At 40.0% G+C, this 19,978-nt stretch carries 15 protein-coding genes and 2 pseudogenes; all 17 read right to left on the reverse strand.

What is annotated here, in order from left to right; all coding sequences use genetic code 11:
• Window positions 1-337 precede the first annotated feature (337 nt).
• A complete protein-coding gene (locus tag TI10_RS01895) occupies window positions 338-3,133 on the reverse strand; it encodes an RHS repeat-associated core domain-containing protein (protein ID WP_049581469.1) in 2,796 nt (931 codons plus the stop codon).
• 483 nt (window positions 3,134-3,616) lie between these two features.
• Entirely contained in the window at window positions 3,617-4,648 is a 1,032-nt protein-coding gene (locus tag TI10_RS01900; RefSeq protein ID WP_049581472.1) for a PI-PLC domain-containing protein, read from the reverse strand.
• A gap of 134 nt (window positions 4,649-4,782) precedes the next feature.
• Window positions 4,783-4,929: pseudogene (locus TI10_RS24765) on the reverse strand (IS1595 family transposase); the annotation flags it as partial.
• A gap of 201 nt (window positions 4,930-5,130) precedes the next feature.
• Window positions 5,131-6,078, reverse strand: a complete 948-nt coding sequence (locus TI10_RS01905; protein WP_049581473.1) for a YwqJ-related putative deaminase — start codon at window positions 6,076-6,078, stop codon at window positions 5,131-5,133.
• 91 nt (window positions 6,079-6,169) lie between these two features.
• Window positions 6,170-6,778: pseudogene (locus tag TI10_RS01910) on the reverse strand (DUF4255 domain-containing protein); the annotation flags it as partial.
• Between the two features lie 24 nt (window positions 6,779-6,802).
• On the reverse strand, window positions 6,803-8,884 hold the full coding sequence (locus tag TI10_RS01915) for an ATP-binding protein (protein ID WP_049581474.1): 2,082 nt from the start codon (window positions 8,882-8,884) through the stop codon (window positions 6,803-6,805).
• A gap of 9 nt (window positions 8,885-8,893) precedes the next feature.
• Entirely contained in the window at window positions 8,894-10,327 is a 1,434-nt protein-coding gene (locus tag TI10_RS01920) for a contractile injection system tape measure protein (protein WP_049581476.1), read from the reverse strand.
• A 52-nt stretch (window positions 10,328-10,379) separates the two neighbouring features.
• Entirely contained in the window at window positions 10,380-10,991 is a 612-nt protein-coding gene (locus TI10_RS26425) for a hypothetical protein (RefSeq protein WP_336431517.1), read from the reverse strand.
• 32 nt (window positions 10,992-11,023) lie between these two features.
• Window positions 11,024-13,099 carry a hypothetical protein gene (locus tag TI10_RS01925; RefSeq protein WP_336431518.1) on the reverse strand — a complete coding sequence of 692 codons (2,076 nt, stop codon included), beginning with the start codon at window positions 13,097-13,099 and terminating at the stop codon, window positions 11,024-11,026.
• A gap of 16 nt (window positions 13,100-13,115) precedes the next feature.
• Window positions 13,116-14,927: a baseplate J/gp47 family protein gene (locus tag TI10_RS01930; RefSeq protein ID WP_049581477.1), complete on the reverse strand. Its 1,812-nt coding sequence runs from the start codon at window positions 14,925-14,927 to the stop codon at window positions 13,116-13,118.
• An 83-nt stretch (window positions 14,928-15,010) separates the two neighbouring features.
• Window positions 15,011-15,427 (reverse strand): hypothetical protein, encoded by a 417-nt coding sequence (locus TI10_RS01935; RefSeq protein WP_049581478.1) that lies wholly within the window; start codon window positions 15,425-15,427, stop codon window positions 15,011-15,013.
• The gene (locus TI10_RS01940) at window positions 15,424-15,846 is read right to left on the reverse strand and encodes a GPW/gp25 family protein (protein WP_049581479.1); all 423 of its coding nucleotides are present in this window, start codon (window positions 15,844-15,846) and stop codon (window positions 15,424-15,426) included. Before TI10_RS01940 ends, TI10_RS01935 begins: the two co-directional genes overlap by 4 nt.
• A 12-nt stretch (window positions 15,847-15,858) precedes the next feature.
• On the reverse strand, window positions 15,859-17,460 hold the full coding sequence (locus TI10_RS01945; RefSeq protein WP_049581480.1) for a phage baseplate assembly protein V: 1,602 nt from the start codon (window positions 17,458-17,460) through the stop codon (window positions 15,859-15,861).
• The gene (locus tag TI10_RS01950; protein ID WP_049581481.1) at window positions 17,457-18,140 is read right to left on the reverse strand and encodes a CIS tube protein; all 684 of its coding nucleotides are present in this window, start codon (window positions 18,138-18,140) and stop codon (window positions 17,457-17,459) included. Before TI10_RS01950 ends, TI10_RS01945 begins: the two co-directional genes overlap by 4 nt.
• Window positions 18,127-18,306, reverse strand: a complete 180-nt coding sequence (locus TI10_RS01955; protein WP_049581482.1) for a DUF5908 family protein — start codon at window positions 18,304-18,306, stop codon at window positions 18,127-18,129. The genes TI10_RS01950 and TI10_RS01955 overlap by 14 nt, the downstream gene beginning before the upstream one ends.
• Entirely contained in the window at window positions 18,303-18,761 is a 459-nt protein-coding gene (locus TI10_RS01960; protein WP_049581483.1) for a phage tail protein, read from the reverse strand. Before TI10_RS01960 ends, TI10_RS01955 begins: the two co-directional genes overlap by 4 nt.
• A gap of 18 nt (window positions 18,762-18,779) precedes the next feature.
• Entirely contained in the window at window positions 18,780-19,949 is a 1,170-nt protein-coding gene (locus tag TI10_RS01965) for a phage tail sheath family protein (RefSeq protein ID WP_049581484.1), read from the reverse strand.
• Window positions 19,950-19,978: the final 29 nt, after the last annotated feature.

The raw sequence follows: 19,978 nt of genomic DNA on the forward strand, positions 1-19,978 counted from the left end.
ATCACATGTTCGGCTGCTGATTCAATTAATGTGATTATTTTTGCAACGGTAGCTTCAAGATCGAGAAAAACAGGCGCCGCCTGAATGGCGGCAACACCTGAGTTGTGATGTTATTTTTTGATCATTGAAATTAAAAAATCCCTGACAATATTCGCCAGAGATTTTTTATAACGTACTATTTTTATATACTCTATGGATTTCAAGATGCATCGCGACGGCAAAGGAACGAATCCCCGGGAGAATAGAGAGCTATGTGACCGGGGTGAGTGAGTGCAGCCAACAAAGAGGCAACTTGAAAGATGACGGGTATACTTAATTAATAGCAGTTTATTCTTCTTTACTGCCTCTTGGTCCATTCAGGGGGTCTGATAACCAGTCGATCAATTTTTTTGCTATTGAACTCCTTGTATTCCTTGCGAAGGGATAATAAGAAATCTGGATCTTGTGCGGTGTAGTACAAATATCGTGCTGATAGGGTAAATGAATCGGCATTTTCCAGCGCTTTTCTGGCGCCCGCAGCTCGACGTTGTTTCTCTGTTCGATCCTGCTCATTTGCCGGCGGCATAAGAATATGGAGTAAATCGGTTAAATCGTGTGAGCCAGGGCTGGAGAGAACGCCAATATATTTATGATCTTGGGTCTGCAATACGCCATGTGAGAGCTCATGAATAGCAATATGTGCAACATGTTCACGTCCTAATAGCGGATCTTCATAGACTCTTTTCAGCGTATCAGTATACACATTGAGATAAATACTCTTATCGCCTTTTGACCGTTGTTTATATTCATTAACATCCAAATCGGCGACGGTACTGGATGAACCTGATTTATCCTGTTGATAATTAATATTTTTTGTAGTTTTCAGCTTATCTAATCCATGAATAACTCTGTCAATACGTTTTTTCCATTGCGGTAGTTGATCCGCCTCCTGATGACTACCGAAAAATATCCTGTAGATTTCAAGAGCGCTTTCATCATTTTTGCTCTCTTTCAAAAAGTTGCTGGCTATTTTGAGTTGTTTAATGGCTGTTTTTTTACCTTGTTTAAAAGTAGCTTGAGCTTTATCGTGGGCATTGGCGCCAGACTCATCCTGATAACGAAGCGGGTTATTCTTGACCATGCGGTATAGGTTCAACCCGTCTACGGTTCCCGCGGGATCGGCGCTTAACCACCTTCCCATCCACGGCTGATAGTAACGATATTGGTAGTAATACAACCCGGTTTGGTCTCGCTCTTTACCTGAATACCTGATGGTTTTATAACTGGCTTCAGTTTGGTTTCTGGCTGTCCATATTGCTGTGCCTCCATATGGATAATACTCTTCCTGACTGATAACTTTACCTCTGGCATCCAATTCCACCATGCTGCTGCCAATCAGATTGTTATAACTGTAGCGTATTTGATCTTTGTTGATGTCATTGGACTTTATTGCTTCCCAGTGTAGTACCCGAACTTGTGCCCAGCCGGCTTGCCCAATGGTAATGACTTGTAGGCTTTCGGTGATCTCGGTGCCTGATTTTGTTTCCCGTAGTTCTAGTCCGGGTAGATAAATAACCCGTTGCTGTTGCGTATTATGACTTGTCTGCTGTTCGCTTACTTTCAGCACTCGCGTTGCATCTGCGTTGTAGCGGTACCATTCCTTATCCGTTGCACTATTATTATCGCCCCGATTGATCGTAGTGACCTGTTGCAGTTCGCCTCTTCGGTTCCAGTTTAGGTTTTGTCCTGTTCCGAGTGACATCTGATGCCCTCCGGCATCAAATTGTGCATCGATATTATCTGGCGTTATTCCGTGCTTACTCAGCATGGCTCGATTGTTGCGGTGAGATACGGTGATCTCTGTCGTATAAATATTGCGAGTTGCCGGGGCATTATGTTGGATTTGCGTCAAATTGTTACCTCGGTCATAACGGTAGGTACGGATGTATTTGGTATAGGTATTGTCATCAGAGGGAAGGGGAGCGATAGGAGATGGGAACCGGCGGTTTTGCTGACCTATGTTAGCCATTTCACGGCCGGTAGATTCGATAAGTTGATACAGGGAATCATAAGTGTAGTTATTTTGGCAGGGCACCTTCTGATTACGCCAGAAACGGGTTTCTTCTGCGCTATTACGAATGCTCACCACGTTGCCTACCGGGTCATATTTATAGCGTAAAGATTGTAATAATTTCTCATTAAAGAGGGGTTTTTTGGCACGTAGCATGGAGATATTGATTAATCGCTGAGTTGCAGATTCATAATTGTATTTGGTGATTATGCCGTTACCATGCTCTTCACGTAGTTTTTGGCCTGCTGCTGAATAAGAGAGGGAACTAACTATTGTCTGCTCTGGTTGCCCTTGGATAGTTAACCAACGACCTTTCAATTGTCCGGCGACATTGTACGCCAAACGTTGCATATTGCCTTTAGCATCGATTTGTTTCAGGGGCGCGCCGGTAGCATCGGTGATACTTTTTGTGGTGTAAATCTTATTTTCCAATTTGCTCTGCCAGTCTGATCTGTTATCACCGCTCCAGTCCGGTATTTGATCGTCATTGAGCAGTTGTCGTGATTGGGATTGGCGTACACCGGTCAGAGAAAAACTATTGTATTGATTCAGCCCTGCGGTGTCATAGTGACGCATATACTGACCGGCCAGATTAAGATTTTTTTCTGCCGGAGAATGACTGGCCCAAATAAAACGTTCGATAACTTGTGGTATTTCTTCATCAACGGATTGCTCACTGACTGCTAACAAGCGGCCAGGTAATGAACTATTTTCATACTGCCAGGTTTGCACTGTGCTTGTTGCATTTACATTAAAAACCGGGCGAGCTTCGATATCTCTCAGTGTCACGGTACATCCGGCATCAGCGCTTATTGTGCGTAGTACCGAGCCTGTCAGATCATATTGCCAGTGAAAATTAGGTTGTACCGTATCGTCTGCTTGCATCAAATCATATAAACGTGGGTCAATGCTTTGAGCCAGATTGCCGCGTGAATCATATTGATGGCGAGTAATAAGTATATCGGTATCGTCGGCCGCTTCGGCACGATGGAAAGCAATTTCCCTTACGGTCAGTCCTCGGTTATCCAATATATTGACGGTAGGCGTGCCGGCATATACGGCCGGATCGAAGGTGGATGTCATTTTATTTATGCTCCTTGATTTGATGGTTATCCTAATAGGTGAAAAGGTAAAATCTTTTTCGATTGCGTTCCTTTATCTAGTTGATGCTAAAACAGTCATGGAATTTCAGCTTTAATTCAGCGCGTATATTATTATATTCCTCCCAAAAAAACCGTTTATTATCGGTTATCATTTGTATTGCACGGAATAGCTTATTTCGTCCGGTTTTGTTAAAGGAATTCTTCGATGCTTAATACTTATCTTACAAATTTAAAATATCGCGAGACGGATTATTTTGTTTAGTTGGAGGTAAATCTAATCCTTGTTCAAATTCATTTCGACTAAATTATTTATCTTCGTTAAAAAATTACATTTCATGTAAATCTTTTCTTTTAAATTCATTAATATTCGCATCCTCCTTTGTATTTTATATCCCGCTCTGCATAGAGAGCGGGGAAGAAAATATATCAGGCTGTTTTTTTCATACTCAATTTTCTTACCTTATTAGTCTGTCTTCATTAAACGTCGATTATGTGCTTCAATCGTCTCTATAAATCTTGAGGTTGCACTATGAGTGTCACCGATATAATCCGCACTGATTATTCCCGCATGAGGGATCTTCTCAACAGCATCAGCTAAAACGGCATTATTTCTAGATAGGTAACTTTTTACTCCTGAAGTAAATTGTCTACGTCCAATAGAAGCTACTGGGATATTTGTCTGCATAACATTAAGTTTACCTTCAGGTGCAGGGTTTGCGTGAAATTCACTAAGGAACTTGGCTGTACCTCCTGCGTTCGCTCGATTAGCCCACTTTGTGTGAACTTGTTCTTTGTAGGCCCAATGTGGCTCAGCTCCGTCATAACCATGCACCATAATTCCGATGTTTTTTCCTTTACCCAATAAATCAACCGTTGCTTCGCTTAAACTCGGCGTGTCATTACGGGTAATAAGATTATCACGATGACCTTCGAGTACATTCTCCAAAAAGATATCTGAATCCGACGTTCCAGAAGCGGTGTTCTTTTTCTTACCTTCTCCTTTAAATACAAATTTAATGAGATAAAAATTATCGGTATCTCCTGTTGCATGACTCAACAGTTCCTTAACATCGGCAATGGCATCCCCGGCCGCAACACTAGGGCCATGAAAAAAGCTAAATGAGCCATTTTTGTTCCGTGCTACGCGAATATCGAAGTATTTTGTCCCCGCCTCTGCTTGTTCTCTCAAACTCTTATTTTGGGTTTTAAATGCAAAGGGCAATGCAGCTCCTAAGCTACTGAACATTCCATTTCTTTTTCTACTGTAAGCATAGGTACCTGCATCATGGCTACCTAGCATAGCTATTTGAGATAGCTGAGTGTCAGCAGGTAATTCATTGTGATTTACGGAAGTACGCCCATCCATGATATGACCTGAGCCATTGTTTTTTGGAGCCGTATTTAGTTTTAATTCTAATGAATCGCTTTCATGATGAGTCTCATTCTTTGGCTGTGATGAGCGTCTTTTTTGCCTTTCTTTATATTCATGTTCCATGTTATCACCTACCTATTAGTTTTAAGTAAGAAATGCTTTTGAAATAAACAATATGCTTAGTGATCATATCTAATGCAATAATCTTGTCCCACAGCATAATTATATGTATTTTAACGGGTTATCTCAGATAGCGATTAGATTTTTTCTTTAACTATTTGTTTCAAAATGTGTAATTGGTTTTTGACTTCTGGTGTGTTAAATCTCCCCTTATCTCCCCATTCTTTTAGAAAGAACTTAAAATGCTCCTTGAGTATTTCATTAAATTTACGTATATGACGTTTGACTTAGTTTCATCATAGACTCATTTAGCATATCAAATTCATATGACAGTTTTATTTCCTCTTTGATGAAACCTTCAAATCTATTAATTTTCTTTTTAAATAAATTTTGAGTTGTGCTATTTATATGATTTTAATCATATTCTAGTAATATTCTTTCAGGTAAGATGTTGTTATAAAAAATTTATTGAATGAAATACAATTTTAAATTGGCGATTCTTGCGATGCTTTGTATTGAGCTAATGTTAGTGAGAAATTACTTCCTGCACTGGCTACCTTACCCGTTATAACGTTGGCTGGTGTTGATAATATTCCAGAGCAATTATGGCAAGCAGCAAAATCATCTCCAGCTTGTTTGGTTGTCAGTCGTTGGGTAAAGATGGATGATTCCAGCATATCCCGCATATATTCTCCTATCTTGCGGCTGCCAATCGGTTTTCCTGCTCTTTCATCCGCTAAGATCAATAAATTGTTAAGGGCTTGCACCTCTGCATGTAAACCGGCAATACCCGCCATTGTGGGTAATACGCCTTCGTTGTTAGCAATATGATCTCTGATCAGGGATTCGGTTATTGGATGTAAAGGTTTATTTGCTTGCTTATACATATCTTTTATTTCTGAGATAAAGGATTCAATATTATTGACCTTATAAGCTTCCGCTTCATCTCTTAATTGTGTTTCCCATTTTTTGGTTTTTTCATTTTTTACTTTTGATAATTTCTGGCGTTTAATTAGATTAATGCCAGGGAATAACTTCCCATCTGCTAAATTTTTTTCATTATTCTTAAGATTGACAAATTCATCGTCATAGTGACCATGATGCTCATATCCCGCATGGGCAGCGAAATTTTCCAAAGATTTTTTTGCATAGGTAAATCGTCCATCAGAAATACCATCGGCTTTTAGGCCAGCTTTAGAAAAGCTACGTTGCTTCGCTGGTTTCAGTTGTCCAAATTCTTTTGAGGCATTGAGGATTAATTGTGTTTTTTTACTAAAATCTTTTAACTCAGGGATATGTTGTTGATAAGCTGATGTTACCGCCTTATTATCAGGAAGTTCCAAGTGTAATCCGTCTAATCTAGTGATATCTGGATTTTTATCTTTGAAATGCAATTTTTTAATTGCTTTTTCACGAATATTATTTTTAAACATTTATAAACCTCTCGTTATGGTTGCTTGTATTTTTTATTTAATTGAAATCTAAATCGGCACATAATTTATCAAATAAAGTTTGATCTATCTATGAATTATCTAGAGTTGATTTTTGTTCTACAGATGCAGAAATTTGGCTAATTGGTTTTATATCGTCTTTATTGTTTTGCAGTTTTACCGGGGCAGTAATGGAATATAATAAAGAAAGGCGAGGGCGATTGCCGAGCGCTTGCCAAAAGTTGCCTAGACTATTTAAATTCTCTTGCGGTGGGATCACTCTGGTATATGCGCCAGGAATTTTAGGTAATTGTCGGTTATTAATTAATGCATTCAAAATAGCTGTCATGACTCGCGCAGCCTGATTATTAGGTTGACTGTCAGGGCTAGAGCCATCTCCTGGTGATTGACGCGAATGCCAGTAAGTAATTAAATAATTATAATTAATATTTACCCATCCTGGTAATAGTGAGCTGGTGGTAGGATTATAACTCCTTGGTTCGGCAGAACGTAGTTGTAGGTCTTCGTGTATATCATAAAGAAATACGCTGACTGTAGGCTTAGAAGGGATTGAATTAATTTCAGGTAGATCAAAACGGATATCAATTCCTTGATTAGAAATGTTGGGATGCTGAGATAAGATTTCATCTAATGCGGTATTCACTGCAATAATAGCATCATTAGGATCAATTATATTTTTCATATCGACTCCAATCTTATTAAACGTTTAAAAAATTAACCGGCCAGTTTTATTCAATTCGAGAATAATTGCCCGTTCTATATGTTTATTTTCAACTCTATTATTATTACCATTTACCGATAATATTGATGATAATAGCGCAATATTTCTGATATTTGCGCCGGTTAGATCGGCCTGTTTAGCCAAATATTCAAAATCAATCTCATCCGATAAATGCAGTTGTTCAGGCCAAATTGTTTGCCACATTTGTTGACGTAATATTTCATCGGGATAAGTAAAATGGGTAATAAAGGTGAAACGGCGGTTAAAAGCACTATCTAAATGACTGCGGTTATTAGTGGCTAAAATCACCAATCCGGGGTAATCTTCCAATCGTTGTAGTAAATAAGAAACTTCAATATTGGCATGTCTATCTTGGGCATCTTTGGTTTCGCTGCGTTTACCAAATAAGGCGTCGGCTTCATCGAAAAACAGCACGCCGGAATCCGCTTCCGCCAGATCGAAAATTCGAGAGATATTTTTTTCCGTTTCACCGATATATTTATTCACCACGGTAGAAAGATCGACTTTAATCAGATCAACGCCAAGATGCCCGGCAATCACTTCTGCGGCCATCGTTTTTCCGGTACCAGATTCACCGTAAAATAGGGCGCTAATACCGGTACCATAACCTATTTTTTCCTGAAAACCGGAGTTTAATATTTGGTCACGGTAATTAATCGCGGCAATAATTTCTCTCAATTGTTGTGTTAATCCTTCTGAAACGACTAAATCATTAAAACTGCGTTTTGGGGTTATTCGTTGGGCTAATTTACCGAAATTTTGCTGAGCGCGTAGACTTAATGCCTTACGTAAATCAATTTCTGCTAATTGTCCTTCTGATTGCCGTAATATTTGATATTGAATGGCTTCTTTAATAATTAAAGGTAACGTTTCGGGAGTAAATGAAAAGCGCTGACATAACTGAGTAAGATTAATGTCCCGATCGGCATTATCCGGCAAATTTTCTTTCATCATCGCTTTTTTTTCTGCCAGTGTAGCTACCGGCATCTCAATTTGTACCATTGGCAGGTGTTGAATCCATACAAATGAATCGCTCGGTTCTGCCAGACAAACCACGCGTAATTTGGGTTGATTTAACAGGGTGGATAATTGGCTTTGCCATATTTTTTTTTCCTCTGCAAGCAAAGAGAAATTACGGATTAATAAGCAGGCATTGTGTAGCTGAACTTCCCGTATTGCATCGATTAACAAGTCAGGTATTGTATTAGTGTTCTCTTCGTCCGGTAGGCAGGCTAAATCAAGAATTAAGGTACTGATGTTATGCAATGCCATAATATTACTGACCGCTAATTCTCTGGCGCTATCCTGTTTTCCTTTGAGGATCACCAGTGGGCGTACTTCGTCTATTTCATTTAATAATATTTTCTTAAATGAATGATAAAGGGTTTGCGGATACCAAGTTTGTGGAGTAGAAGAATACCAATAAGCACAAGTTGTCAAGGGAGGAAGAATAACTCGCTGGCCGGATAAGAAATGCCAGACAGCGCTGTGCGTTAAGAATTGCGTTTGCAGCCAAATAGATTCCTCGTGGTTATTGAGCCGTAACAGACGGTGATTGATTAATGGTGTTTGCGGCAGAAAGCTATTTTGTAGTAATTGCCAATCACTTTGGCGTTGGCTAAATAATTCAATCGCTAAAGCAAAACTTGGCCACTGTTTTTTACTGTTACCATGTAGAAAAGCAAACAGTACATGATAACGGCTGTCAAAATGGGGTAATAAACCTAACAGTAAAATATCACGCTCAAATTCAGTGAGTTCAAAACGTTCTATCAACAATGATATGGTACCAGAAATAGATTTATTCTCTGTTTTCCCATGATTAATGATGTCATTCTGTTTTAACCAATGAGGTATGCCTAATGGTTTTATCAAACGTTGTTCTATTTCATCTTCGGTCAGTAAAAAGCTTTCTGGTAAGGAATCGTGCCAATCTCGCTTTTGATAATAGTAGCGTTGTAATAGCAGATCAATACGCTCCAAATGAGGATAAATCCAATGTAATTCTGCTGCCATATAATGGCTATCTGTCAGAGGAAATTTCATATAAACCTTTTAAATATTTTTCCAGTAGATTAATAAAGGTCGATCCAGCCAAGGTAATTTGGCGATATTTAACGGCCAGGGCCAGTCAGTTAATAGTGCATCAAATGGTTGAGGCTGGATTGTAATTTTGATTTCCTGTTCATTTATTCGTAATTCTCCCGGACGTTGCAGAAACAATTGGCGAGCATCATTGCGACTTAATTTTTTCCAGGCAGGAAGTTGGGCGATAACCGTATCCAGCCACTGTTCTACTACCAACTTTTTTTCTGGTTCAATAGGCATTGATTCGATATTTTCATCAGTCATGAGTCCGCATAAAATATGATTTAATCCCTTACGTTCTATCGGTGTCTTTTCGGTTCCCCAAATTAGATAATCAAGCAGGACAACGGCACTGAATTGAGCTTGATGATGGATAAATTTTTGCTTTTCAAGTAGACCGAGTTGATTAAATAGGGCAGGTAATATCGGCCATAAAACTAATATTCCAGCATTGTTTACCTGACGTGGTAAGGCTTGTTCAGGTAATGAAGTCGGCTCAGGTTGTTGTGTGTCGTCAGTTAGATATTGGTTATGGTTATTTTCTCCTGTTGTAATAAAGTATTTTGACAGGTATTTGTATTCTTCAACCGATAGATGTTTTTTACAACGTTGTGAAATTGGTGATGCTTGCCAGAGTTGTTTTAACCAGTCATTTAATGGGATGTGATGGGCTACAGCATGGTGAAATAATTCAACAATAGATGTTATATTAATCGCACCGTTATTAAGTTCAGTTGTAATACGTGAGATAATTTTCGCATCGGGTTTGGGAATTTCTTGCGTATTATGTTGTTGTATATATTTCAACGCATTTAATATCAGTTGGCAGGAGGAAACAGGTTCCTCCTGATGTTGCGGTGTAATTATGCTTTCCGATAACTTACGATTAATGGCAGTTAATAAAGCGGGTTCTCTGGTAGCCAGAAGTTTTTGTAGACTGTGTTCGGATAAACAGATTTTTGCTAATAATAATGCCCAGTTATTTTGTACATGTGTTAATTGATTAATGAATTGTTTAATGTTGATATCAGTAATTTTACTATTCTTCATTATTTCCATTGAGTTTGATGTAGAGTCTTTCTGATGTAAGTAATGAATAAAGTTCTCAATATCCGTTTGATTATTTATCTGATATTGGTTTAATGCTTGACTTAATTTATCGTTAAGTCGAGTAGAAAACAGTGAATTAAAATCATCTAATCTTATTTCTCCAAGGTTCAGAATGAGTTCCTCCAAATAGATATTTGTATTAATGGTAGATAAGTTAAAACAGGAATTGATTAACTTATTTATATTGAATTGATTAAGCAAGGAGCCATGCAATATTTTTTTAGCTACCTGTGTGTTATTGGCTTCAATAATAATGATTATCCGGTTTAACAGATTTATATTTGACCTCATATTAATATTCTCTTTTCTTAACTAATAAATATGGGGAAATTGGTCATTATAGTTAATAATCATTAAGGTCTACTTCAACTATATTGTAGGTTATGTCTTCTGAAATAGAAGGTTTTTTTCCTAGCGTTAACATTTCTAAAATGTTGTATGCTTGATCCCCTAAAGGTGCGCCATTATTTTGCCAATGTTTGTATATCTTGGCAAAGTTGTTGAAGTGTGATTCTGGTAACCAGTGAATAACTAATGAGATATGAGCAGGTAGCTCAGCTAAAATCTCATATTTTACCCAAAATTCTAATTTGTAAAGATTGATTGTGCTATTCTCAAATAATCCTTGATTCAGTACTACACTAATTACAAATGAAAAGCGATCGGCTTTGATATATCTATTGCCGGAGAAATACCATTGATAATTCGATGCATTGCTTTCTTGTGGAAAATCGTTTTCTTGATTTGTTATTTTTTCAACTAATATTTTTCTATTAATGCGATCAAATTCTTTTACCTGCACTTTAAGTGTGTCATTGTTAATTTCTAGTGTAATTTCGTCATTCTTTTCGATCATGGCAGGGAAGGAGTTTTGGTTATTAATAGTAATCCATCGTTCATTTTCTGTTGCCTTTTTGGTGTGTATTTTATTATCATAAACTAATTGATACTTCATATCTTCCAGCCATATTTTGCTGTTTTTCCAGCTCAGAGCATATTTTTTTCCGCTATTTTACTCAATGTGTTTTTCAGATCCTCACTGTTATCCGCATTTAGGGTGAATCTGTCTTCTCTCACTTCTGTGATCATTAGATTATTCGCTGTGATTGTCTCTTGGTTGAAGTTAAATTCTAGGTCAATTAATTGATGTTTCTGTAATTTGGCTTCACCATTATTTTTCCACATGATTTCTAATTTATTATTTTCAACCACCTTAAAATTAGCTTGTTGATCCTCATTGAATTTATTATGTGGTTTTACCGGCAAGAGTTGACGATGCTCAATCAGATAAAAGGGAAGTTTATCCAGCTCCGGGTTTTCACTGAAACATTCTCCTCCCAGACCAAGTCGGGCAGCAATGCGTTTCTGAAGGGCTGATACCCGATCAATACGAATATTGTTACGTTGGTAGGCTAGGTTAGGTTGTTGAGTAAGATATTCTCGCTGGGTAGATAGAAAATCTTCTTTTAGTGCCAGAGATTGCTGTGAGTTTGCCTGTAGGAGAGGGATTGAACATTGAGCTCCAAAATATCGTAACAGATAATCTATAATTACCAATTCTCTGGCATAGTTTTTATCATTATTTTCGATTTTCGCCCCATTATTTATCTGATCAATTAAATTAGGTTTTATGCTTTGATGAATATTCTGACCCACACTATTTTCTTTAAAAGGCCATTGAGTTCCATATACAGTATTTCCTCGTTGTTTAAAAGCCAATAATTTTGGTAATAAAGCGAGATCAGCACAGCTATTAGCCAGCATTTGTTCAAAAGGCAACATAAACTGGTGTAATGGTATTTGTTGATGGGTATTAGTTTGTAATCCATAGCAAGAGGGTAATTTATTGCTTACCGGATGGTAATTCAGAACCTTACGATGTTTACCCCAATTCATCAATTCAGGTTGTGTATTAATCAGTGGCTCTGGAATAATCTTGTTTTCTATATCTTGTTTAGAAATCGTAACTTTAATCCCACCTTTAGCGGTAATAGTGAGTGGACTGTCTGGTGAGGTAATCAATTGTAAGGGATTGTCGCCCCATAATCTGGGGTAGTGCTCTTTTTCGATTGTCCAAGACCAGTTATCATTTTTTTCTTGATTATGTTCATCTAATGTGAATTTGGTAATGCTCTTGATTCCTTTGATCCTTAATAATTGATTAACCAGAGGACTTAAATTTAATTCTTTAGGTTCGGTGTAATCTTTGATTGAAGGTAACTTAGGTAGCCAACCATGACGTAAATAAGGTCCATCAAAAATTTCTTCATTACTGTAACCCATTTCTTTCATAGCTTGGATAGTATAACGTAGTGGCTTTTCAAGAACCATTTGTTCCGCTGTTGTATAAATTTTAGCGAATATATCAGCGATATCTTTGACATCATCATTAAGCTGAATATCAATCTTCAATGATATATCGGTGGGTTTTAGCCAAATAATTTTACTGACGGATTCTCCTAAATTGCGGTTATCTTCCAAGAAGGTCTTTAGTTTTGTCTGAGCGAGTGTATTATTAGCCTGAGTTTCCCGGCTAGGTAGCAGATAAAGCCAATAGTTTCCCCTTAGTGTTAATTTTAACTGTTGTGTATCTCTGTATTTGTCTTTGGTGAAACTGTATTGTCGTTCTTGTTTGTTATACCAGTATGTGTAGCGTTGATCTTCAGGTTCTCGAATAAGCTGTGCATCATTAAAGAGAAAATAACCATTACTTTGATCGTTGCTGTGCAAATCTAATAAAGCCCGGCGATAATCCTCTGCGGTAATGGGACCACAGGTCAGCGTTTGTTGTGGGCCAAACTCCTTAGGGAAAATACCATCGCCGGATGTCTGTTGATTTTGTTCAGGAGTAAGAAGATCTTTCAATGGTAATGAATGGCGGTAAGCTAAATCTGATGCGCCATAACAACAGGCTTCTAATAAGGTAATGCCGGGGTCATTTTCCCCCGTATCATTCCAATATTGACCGGATTGTTGTTCAATAACGGTTTTTGCCTGAGCAAGTAAGGTATCAAAGGTAATATCGTCTTTAATAATGGGAAATAGCGTATCTCGATTATTCATTTTTTAACTCCTTCGTTTAGGGGGTTTTATTCCAGACTAAAATCAATACTTCGTTATCGTCGGCTTCTACGCTTTTACCTGCGGCATCAGTGGATGGACTGCCTTTTTTTAAAGTCAAGCTAGTGACCCGTTCAACCCAAGGTGATTGTTGAATCGTGGCTAATAACTGGTAATAATCAATGTGATTACCTGGTGTTACGTTAATAGCCGTATTTTCTCCCCACGGTATGTAGATTCGACTCAGTTCCTGCTGTAATTGCTGGCGGCCATAATCGGGATTAACATTTGGAGCAAATACCAATTCATAGTTAATTGTGACATCAGCGTATTTGGGGTTCTTAATTTCAATGGTTGTCCAGGGACTGCTTAATTGATCTAACCATTCGACCATTTCAGTTAATCGGGCTTGATTCAATTCTGGGCGGAGTGAATCATCGTTATCTTTGTAGCGGTTATCAGGGATGACAATTAATTGGCGCTTTTCTGGCGCGGGTATTTTGGTTAATTCACTGGTTGAAGGATATTTAACATCAAATATACTGACAAACCGCTCTTTTAATAAGGTGACAATATCGTCCCAATTCAATGCCCGGTTACGATGAGACAATCGGGTGGGAACCCGTTTCAGGAAGGTTTGCTCATTTTCTTTCGGCCGACCGTTCCAAGATGCCCAAGGTTGAGTGACTTCACTGATTGCATAGGATGAATTCACCGGCTGTTTAATGCTGCCGGCGGCTAATCCATTTAGCAAGTGATCCGACTCAATAGTTTCTGCGTTAATTAGAGTAGCGGTTATAGCGTTATACAACAGTCCTTTAATTTTTGGATAATTAGGTGGTTTTTCACTAGGTATCTTTGGCGCCATATTAGCTTTTAGCCAGTATTTATCTGTTGGCATTAGAGAGGTTTGGTTTGAAGCATTTTGTGGTAATAACGTTCGTAAGGTTCCCCGATCAAACAGGTTGCGAGTTTGGTCGTGAACCAGTTGGGTTAATGGCTGCCATGTATTGTTTCTACTAAGATAAAACCAAGATATGGAGAATTGTTCAAAGCCTTCTAACTGCCAGTACAGGGATAAAGTTTGTCCCGGTAATACATCGGTAAAGCCTAAATAGAATGTATCATTGGTTAATGACGATATATTTGCTTCTCCCCAATCTATGGTAGTAGATTGAACTCTGGCATCGTTGGGTGTTGCGCTAAAAAGCCGAATACCGTTTTTAGGTAATTTAATGTTATCTGAGTGGCTTAATATTATTGCTGATTTCCAGTCGGTGTTGTCTTTCCGATACCAACGTAGGTCGGTTAATTTCCCTTGGTTCGCTAATAAATCAGCATCTGATGCATACTGTAACGGGTTTCCGGCGCTGTCCTGCCCGGCATCAAACAGGGTCCCTTTTGGGATAAGATATTCTGCATTATCTGTATTTAAGGTAATGCCTAAAGCAACGTTATCCGCTTGGGCATTTCTGGGTTTTAAACCTAATAATTCCCGGTAATAAAGATCACGATGTCGTGCCGGAAAAGTATTAAATAAAACTTTGGTTGTTTCTAACAGTTTTAAAAAAGCTAATATAAAAGCTTGATGAGCCGGTAAATGTCCATCTGCTTTATTAATGTTTTGGTAAATATCCGCTAATTTCTCAGGAGTATTTTCCTGAATAAAGTAGAAACTGTCCCAGAATTTATTTCTATCTTGATCAAAAGGGATTTTTGCCGCATATTCTTTAAGCCAATTTAAAATATCCAGTGTACTTCTTTCATCAAGTTTAAAATCTGTCTCTGGTACGATAGCGGCGAGTTTATTTTTTAATTCGGTAAGTCCCATATTATACCACCTGTTATTTGAATATATTGCTGATAGCTTTGTACAATAGGATGGTTATTTAATAATGAATTTTAAGGAGTTATTTATCCGGCACTGACAGCATATTGGCTGGCAATAAAACGGCCTTTTCCCATACTGGGTGTTGTTATATCCGGTACGCCTGACGGATTAATCGCTGGTTGTGTCGGGGTAAAACGAGCAGTAAATTGTTGCCCGACAATAATCACTGAGTCAGGGCTACAGCAAAAGTTTACTTGCTGGCTGGTATCCAATTGGGCAATGGTGACTATACCCATGCCGAGTGTTGGATGGCTGGAAGTAATGTATTGCGCTTGAAGTTGTACCTTTTTTTCATCACCCACAATGGCGATCTTTTTGCCCTGTATTTGCGCGTGTCCGCTGCCTTTAATAATTGCTGGTCCCAAAATGGTGACCTGCCGATTACCAAATAATGGCTCAAATAGCAGACTATCACCATCGATGATCAGTTGTTTGCTCATTGGTTCACCTTTGCTTGACCTTCATTGACTTCAAGAATGCTTTCAAGTTGTTGAGTGATTTCGCTACCTCTTAGGGCATAGGTCACTTGAATATGTAGGGTATTCGGTGAGTCTGTCTTCTGAGTGACCTGAATATCGGTGATTTCTGCTCTAGGTTCATAACGTAATACTCGTTCTTCAATGCGGGTTTGAATCTCCGACAGTAATTCATCACTGATGTTTTCAAACATATAATCATTTAAACCACAGCCATAATCTTCACGCATAATCCGTTCGCCGGGCTCAGTTAAAAAAAGGATTTTCATACTTTGGCTGACATTTTCGGCGCCTTCGGCCATTGCTATTCCGGTTTCAAGAGAAAACTGCGGCGGAAATTTCCAGCCGCGACCATAAATATCGGCTAATATTTGGTTTGTCATTCCAATACCTCATTACTGTGTTAAGTTAATTTTCGCACCTTTAATATCTACCGCGGATTTTCCTGTGGCGGATAAAGATTTTTCCGCTTGTATATTAATTTCCTGGGCCTGAGTGATGAGATTTTTCGTTGAATTGAGCGTAATATCTTTATCCTGTTGCAGAGAAACTTTATTTTCTCCGCTATTAAGCGCCACGGTGTTTTCTTGGTTATCGAATATTAATGCTTGTTGTTTATCTCCGTGCTTAATAACTAAAGTTTTCACCGGATTTTTTTCACTGGGTTCTAGCGGTGGTTTATTTTTAGGATTATGCATGGAACCTAATATCACCGGAAAACGGGGATCGCATTCAAAGAATCCGATAATTACTTCATCTCCCGGTTCTGGATAAAAGCAAAATCCGCTTTCATGACTGGCGTAAGGTTTACCTAGCCGGGCAAACAGGACACCCTGAGTTAGGTTTAATGCCGGTATTCTGACTGGAATACGGCCTAGCGATTGGCTGTCTTGCTGGTATTTTTCTACGATGCCGATATGCAACTCTTTCACCTGTGGCACCGGGGGTTCCACATCTGGCAACATGCCTAAGGTTAATCGGGTGCGCCAGCCTTGCCTCTGGTTAATTATCTGATTTACGCCAGTGATAATCCCTTGTCCATCCATCCCCTGACCAAAACCGTTTAATGCCAGTACATCTCCTGGTTGATAGCGGTGATTGCCTTCGATTTCAAAACTGCCGGATATATTATGGCTTCGCAGGTTATCCATGATGCCTTGAGCAAGATGTTTAGCTTGTTCATTATCTAGCGGATAGCTGTAAGCCCATTGCCACTCTTTATCAGCCAGTGCGGCGATACTGTCCACGGCCAATTTATGACTGCCAAGTCGGCTATTTTGGGTATTGATTGCTTGAGAAAGTTTCTGTTGCGCAATATTCCAGGCGCGTACACTCACTGTTTTGGGGCTATGTTGGTTATTCCACTGGAGATCCGCCTCAAATAGCACAATATCTTGATCGTCGGCCTGTCGATTAAGAGTATGTACCGTTGACTGATTCAGGGCCTTAGGCGTTATCAAGGTAACCGATTCATTGCCCGGCAACAGCCAGATGTTAGTAGCAACCAATCGGCTTTTTAAGAATGCCCAATCATTGCAACGAAATTGCACCATTTGTTCATGCACCGCTTTAAGCTGAGGCGCCTGCTTTATCGTCGTTTGGATACCATTCTGATTGAAGAGTTTCTTGATAATCGCTTCATCACTCTGTTTATTAAATAGCTGTGAGTGAAAGCTGTGGGTTAATTTTTGCAGATGATGTTTTGCTGTCAGGGTAATGATGCTGTCCTGACCTTTAAGCCCCAGTGTTTGCCGAACAATGACGCCTTTAAACAATACGGTTTTTTGCATCTGTACAATAAGCTCATGATTCGGGCGGCAGTTTGCCAATTCAGTCTGTGTTTTGGCGTCAAAAATATGGCTGGCGTCACCGGCGATTCCTAGCGTGATGTTAGCCGAAGGGATGCCGTTGATGTGATGGTTGGTTGTCAGACTGATCACAGTAAATTGATTGAGCGTTTTACCATCTATCTTGATGGTTACTGAGGGTATTTTCATGCATCCCCCTTAGCTTGTAGGGTTTGGCCGGGGGTAAAGTCATCAAGATTATCTAAACCGTTCTGCCAAGCCAATGAGAGATAATCGATACCACCGGCCAGCGAAGCGCCAGCACCTAAGGCGATTAAGGGTAGGGAAAGCATATCGGTTACGCTAACAGCAGTAGCCGGAGGTGATTTTAATTGCCGTTCGGTGGCCTGAATAACAAAGCTTTCGTCTGCCACCAAGGATAAAGTCGCACTGGCCCGTAATGGGGTGGCGTCCCGATCAAACAGAGTGTAATTGATGGTAAGTCCACTGGCCCGGCAGGCAAAATAACCTTTGTTTTCCCAGCGCATTTTGCCCCATTTGATTTTAAGAAAGTGGGGCACTTTGGTGCTGGCATCAACCGCACACAGGGATTTCAGAGTTGCCAGTTGGGTTTCTATGGGCGTGTTATTGCCGGGCATTGATGCATCAAACAGCAGGACTAACGATAATCCGGCAGGTTGGGATAACATATAACGGCTGCTTTGGCTGGCTCGATTAACACTTTCATCCTGTTGGTAGCGGGTTTGGTAATCAAGCTGAATGGTATCGGGGTTATACATCGCCTGTAAGCTACCCACGGAAACTTTGCCTTCCCGATCTTTGAAGGCTGTCAGGGTGAGTCTGGATAAACCACGTTCAATTAAACTCATAATCGCCTCCTGTTTCACGTAATGCCTCTAACACCTCCCGTTTCACCATCTCAATCAAACGGGCATTATCCAGTTTTTCCTGAGCTAGTGTTCGTGGGGAGCATTGTTCACTCGTAGGATCAGTAACTTTCGCCTGAATAATCAGTTCCTTAATTTCGACAGTCATGCTTTTACTCCTAACCAGCGCATATCCTGATAACGTAATTCCAGAGAGCTCACCAGCACGGTGTTGCTATTGGCATCAAAGTCGCTGGTGGACCAACGAACCGGCAGCGCGTTACTCACCGCCCAGCTCGCCACTGGTAGAGCGTTTTCGTTCAGTAGCATGATGACGACGTCGGCATACACCGCTTTCTCGCCACGCAGCACGCGATCAAATACCAAGGTGAGGGGGGTGATGGTCATGACGCCACGCTCCAACACTAAACTGCCATGTTGAATTTTTTCGGCCAGCCAGACGTTTCTGGCATTTTCCCCACCTTGACTGTGTTGGGTGGTTTGCAGTTCTCGACTCAGGCCCGATATACGCTGAAAGGCGATATCGAGCGGGCTTGGAATGTTATTAAACAGAAAACTGGCGATAAAACGGTGTGATACTGACGGGGTGTATAGATTGTGCATGTTTTTCCCCTGTTTAGATTAGCTAGATACGGTGTTGTTACGGATATCAAACGTCAAACTCAGCTCAATAAATTCCGTTGGAATTAACAGGGCCAGCTTGATTTTCATGATCATTTTTCCGGCCAATATATCTGCTTCGCTCATTGATTCATTGACACCCAGTAATACCTCAAATGCCTGATCTTCCTGAGTGCCTCGCAATCCACCTTTTAACCATAATTGCCGCAGCCAATTGTGGGCCTGACCTTTAAATTTCATCCAAGTGATGGCGTTGTTGGGTTCAAAGACAAAGGCTTGGCCGAGTTGGGTCATATGGGTTTCGATATAGGAAACCAGACGACGCAGTTGGGTATAACGCCAGGGCGAAGCGGGATCGTTGTCCAGAGTACGGCAGCCCCAGATTTTAATGCCTTTGCCGGGGAAGCTGCGAACCAGATTCAACGCAGGGCCTTCTTGATTAAACAGGACTCCAGCTTCAATGAAAGAGCGCACCGGACCGATCACTTTGGCTAAAGCGACATTGGCGGGAGCAGTCCATACCCCTTTATGATGGTCGTTATGTTGAATGACGGCAGCAACCGCAGCGGTAGGGGAAAGTACGATATGTTTACCATCTTCTTGGTAGGTGGTTTTTAGCCTTGGCCAGTATACGGAGCCCCATTGGCGATCACTTGAGGAAAAATCAGCCAGACAATTAGCGGCTAATGCCGGATCGTCTGGAGCATCCAATAATCCCATGATGCCGCGCCGACTTTTGCAAAGATCGAGTATTGATTGCCATGCTTGTTGCCAAAGGGCTTTTTGCGTGTCGGTATCATTAAAATGGGCAAGATCAGGTACGACAATTAGCGTAATTTCGCTTTCTGCGGAGATCGCTTGTTTTACCTGCTCCTGTTGTAGAGCGGTAACTAATGATTGAAAATCGGTTAGCGATTTATTATGACCTAGTGATAGTACATAGGCTTGCTGTCCGCCGTTTTCGAAAAAGTGATGCACGGAGTAGTACATTAATCCTGCTTTACCAAAGGGTTGGGTAAACTCGGTCAGGCTGTTTAACTTGACGGCGGTTTTATTGCTTGGGCTTTCTTGGGTATAACCAATAAAAACCGGTATACCGATAAATTCATTGTTTGGCGGCAGGGATATACGGCTTTCCGTTATCGTGACGCCCGGCTGTTTTATTTCCATTATCATCTCCTCAATGACTGAATAGACGC

This window comes from Photorhabdus luminescens subsp. luminescens, from assembly GCF_001083805.1.
GTDB classification, from domain to species: domain Bacteria; phylum Pseudomonadota; class Gammaproteobacteria; order Enterobacterales; family Enterobacteriaceae; genus Photorhabdus; species Photorhabdus luminescens.

Coding starts and splice junctions, on each gene's coding strand:
- TI10_RS01955 (WP_049581482.1), bottom strand. CDS start 18,306: ATGACTGTCGAAATTAAGGAACTGATTATTCAGGCGAAAGTTACTGAT.
- TI10_RS26425 (WP_336431517.1), bottom strand. CDS start 10,991: ATGAAGTATCAATTAGTTTATGATAATAAAATACACACCAAAAAGGCA.
- TI10_RS01935 (WP_049581478.1), bottom strand. CDS start 15,427: ATGAGCAAACAACTGATCATCGATGGTGATAGTCTGCTATTTGAGCCA.
- TI10_RS01960 (WP_049581483.1), bottom strand. CDS start 18,761: ATGCACAATCTATACACCCCGTCAGTATCACACCGTTTTATCGCCAGT.
- TI10_RS01925 (WP_336431518.1), bottom strand. CDS start 13,099: ATGAATAATCGAGATACGCTATTTCCCATTATTAAAGACGATATTACC.
- TI10_RS01930 (WP_049581477.1), bottom strand. CDS start 14,927: ATGGGACTTACCGAATTAAAAAATAAACTCGCCGCTATCGTACCAGAG.
- TI10_RS01915 (WP_049581474.1), bottom strand. CDS start 8,884: ATGAAATTTCCTCTGACAGATAGCCATTATATGGCAGCAGAATTACAT.
- TI10_RS01940 (WP_049581479.1), bottom strand. CDS start 15,846: ATGACAAACCAAATATTAGCCGATATTTATGGTCGCGGCTGGAAATTT.
- TI10_RS01950 (WP_049581481.1), bottom strand. CDS start 18,140: ATGAGTTTAATTGAACGTGGTTTATCCAGACTCACCCTGACAGCCTTC.
- TI10_RS01905 (WP_049581473.1), bottom strand. CDS start 6,078: ATGTTTAAAAATAATATTCGTGAAAAAGCAATTAAAAAATTGCATTTC.
- TI10_RS01900 (WP_049581472.1), bottom strand. CDS start 4,648: ATGGAACATGAATATAAAGAAAGGCAAAAAAGACGCTCATCACAGCCA.
- TI10_RS01965 (WP_049581484.1), bottom strand. CDS start 19,949: ATGGAAATAAAACAGCCGGGCGTCACGATAACGGAAAGCCGTATATCC.
- TI10_RS01945 (WP_049581480.1), bottom strand. CDS start 17,460: ATGAAAATACCCTCAGTAACCATCAAGATAGATGGTAAAACGCTCAAT.
- TI10_RS01920 (WP_049581476.1), bottom strand. CDS start 10,327: ATGAGGTCAAATATAAATCTGTTAAACCGGATAATCATTATTATTGAA.
- TI10_RS01895 (WP_049581469.1), bottom strand. CDS start 3,133: ATGACATCCACCTTCGATCCGGCCGTATATGCCGGCACGCCTACCGTC.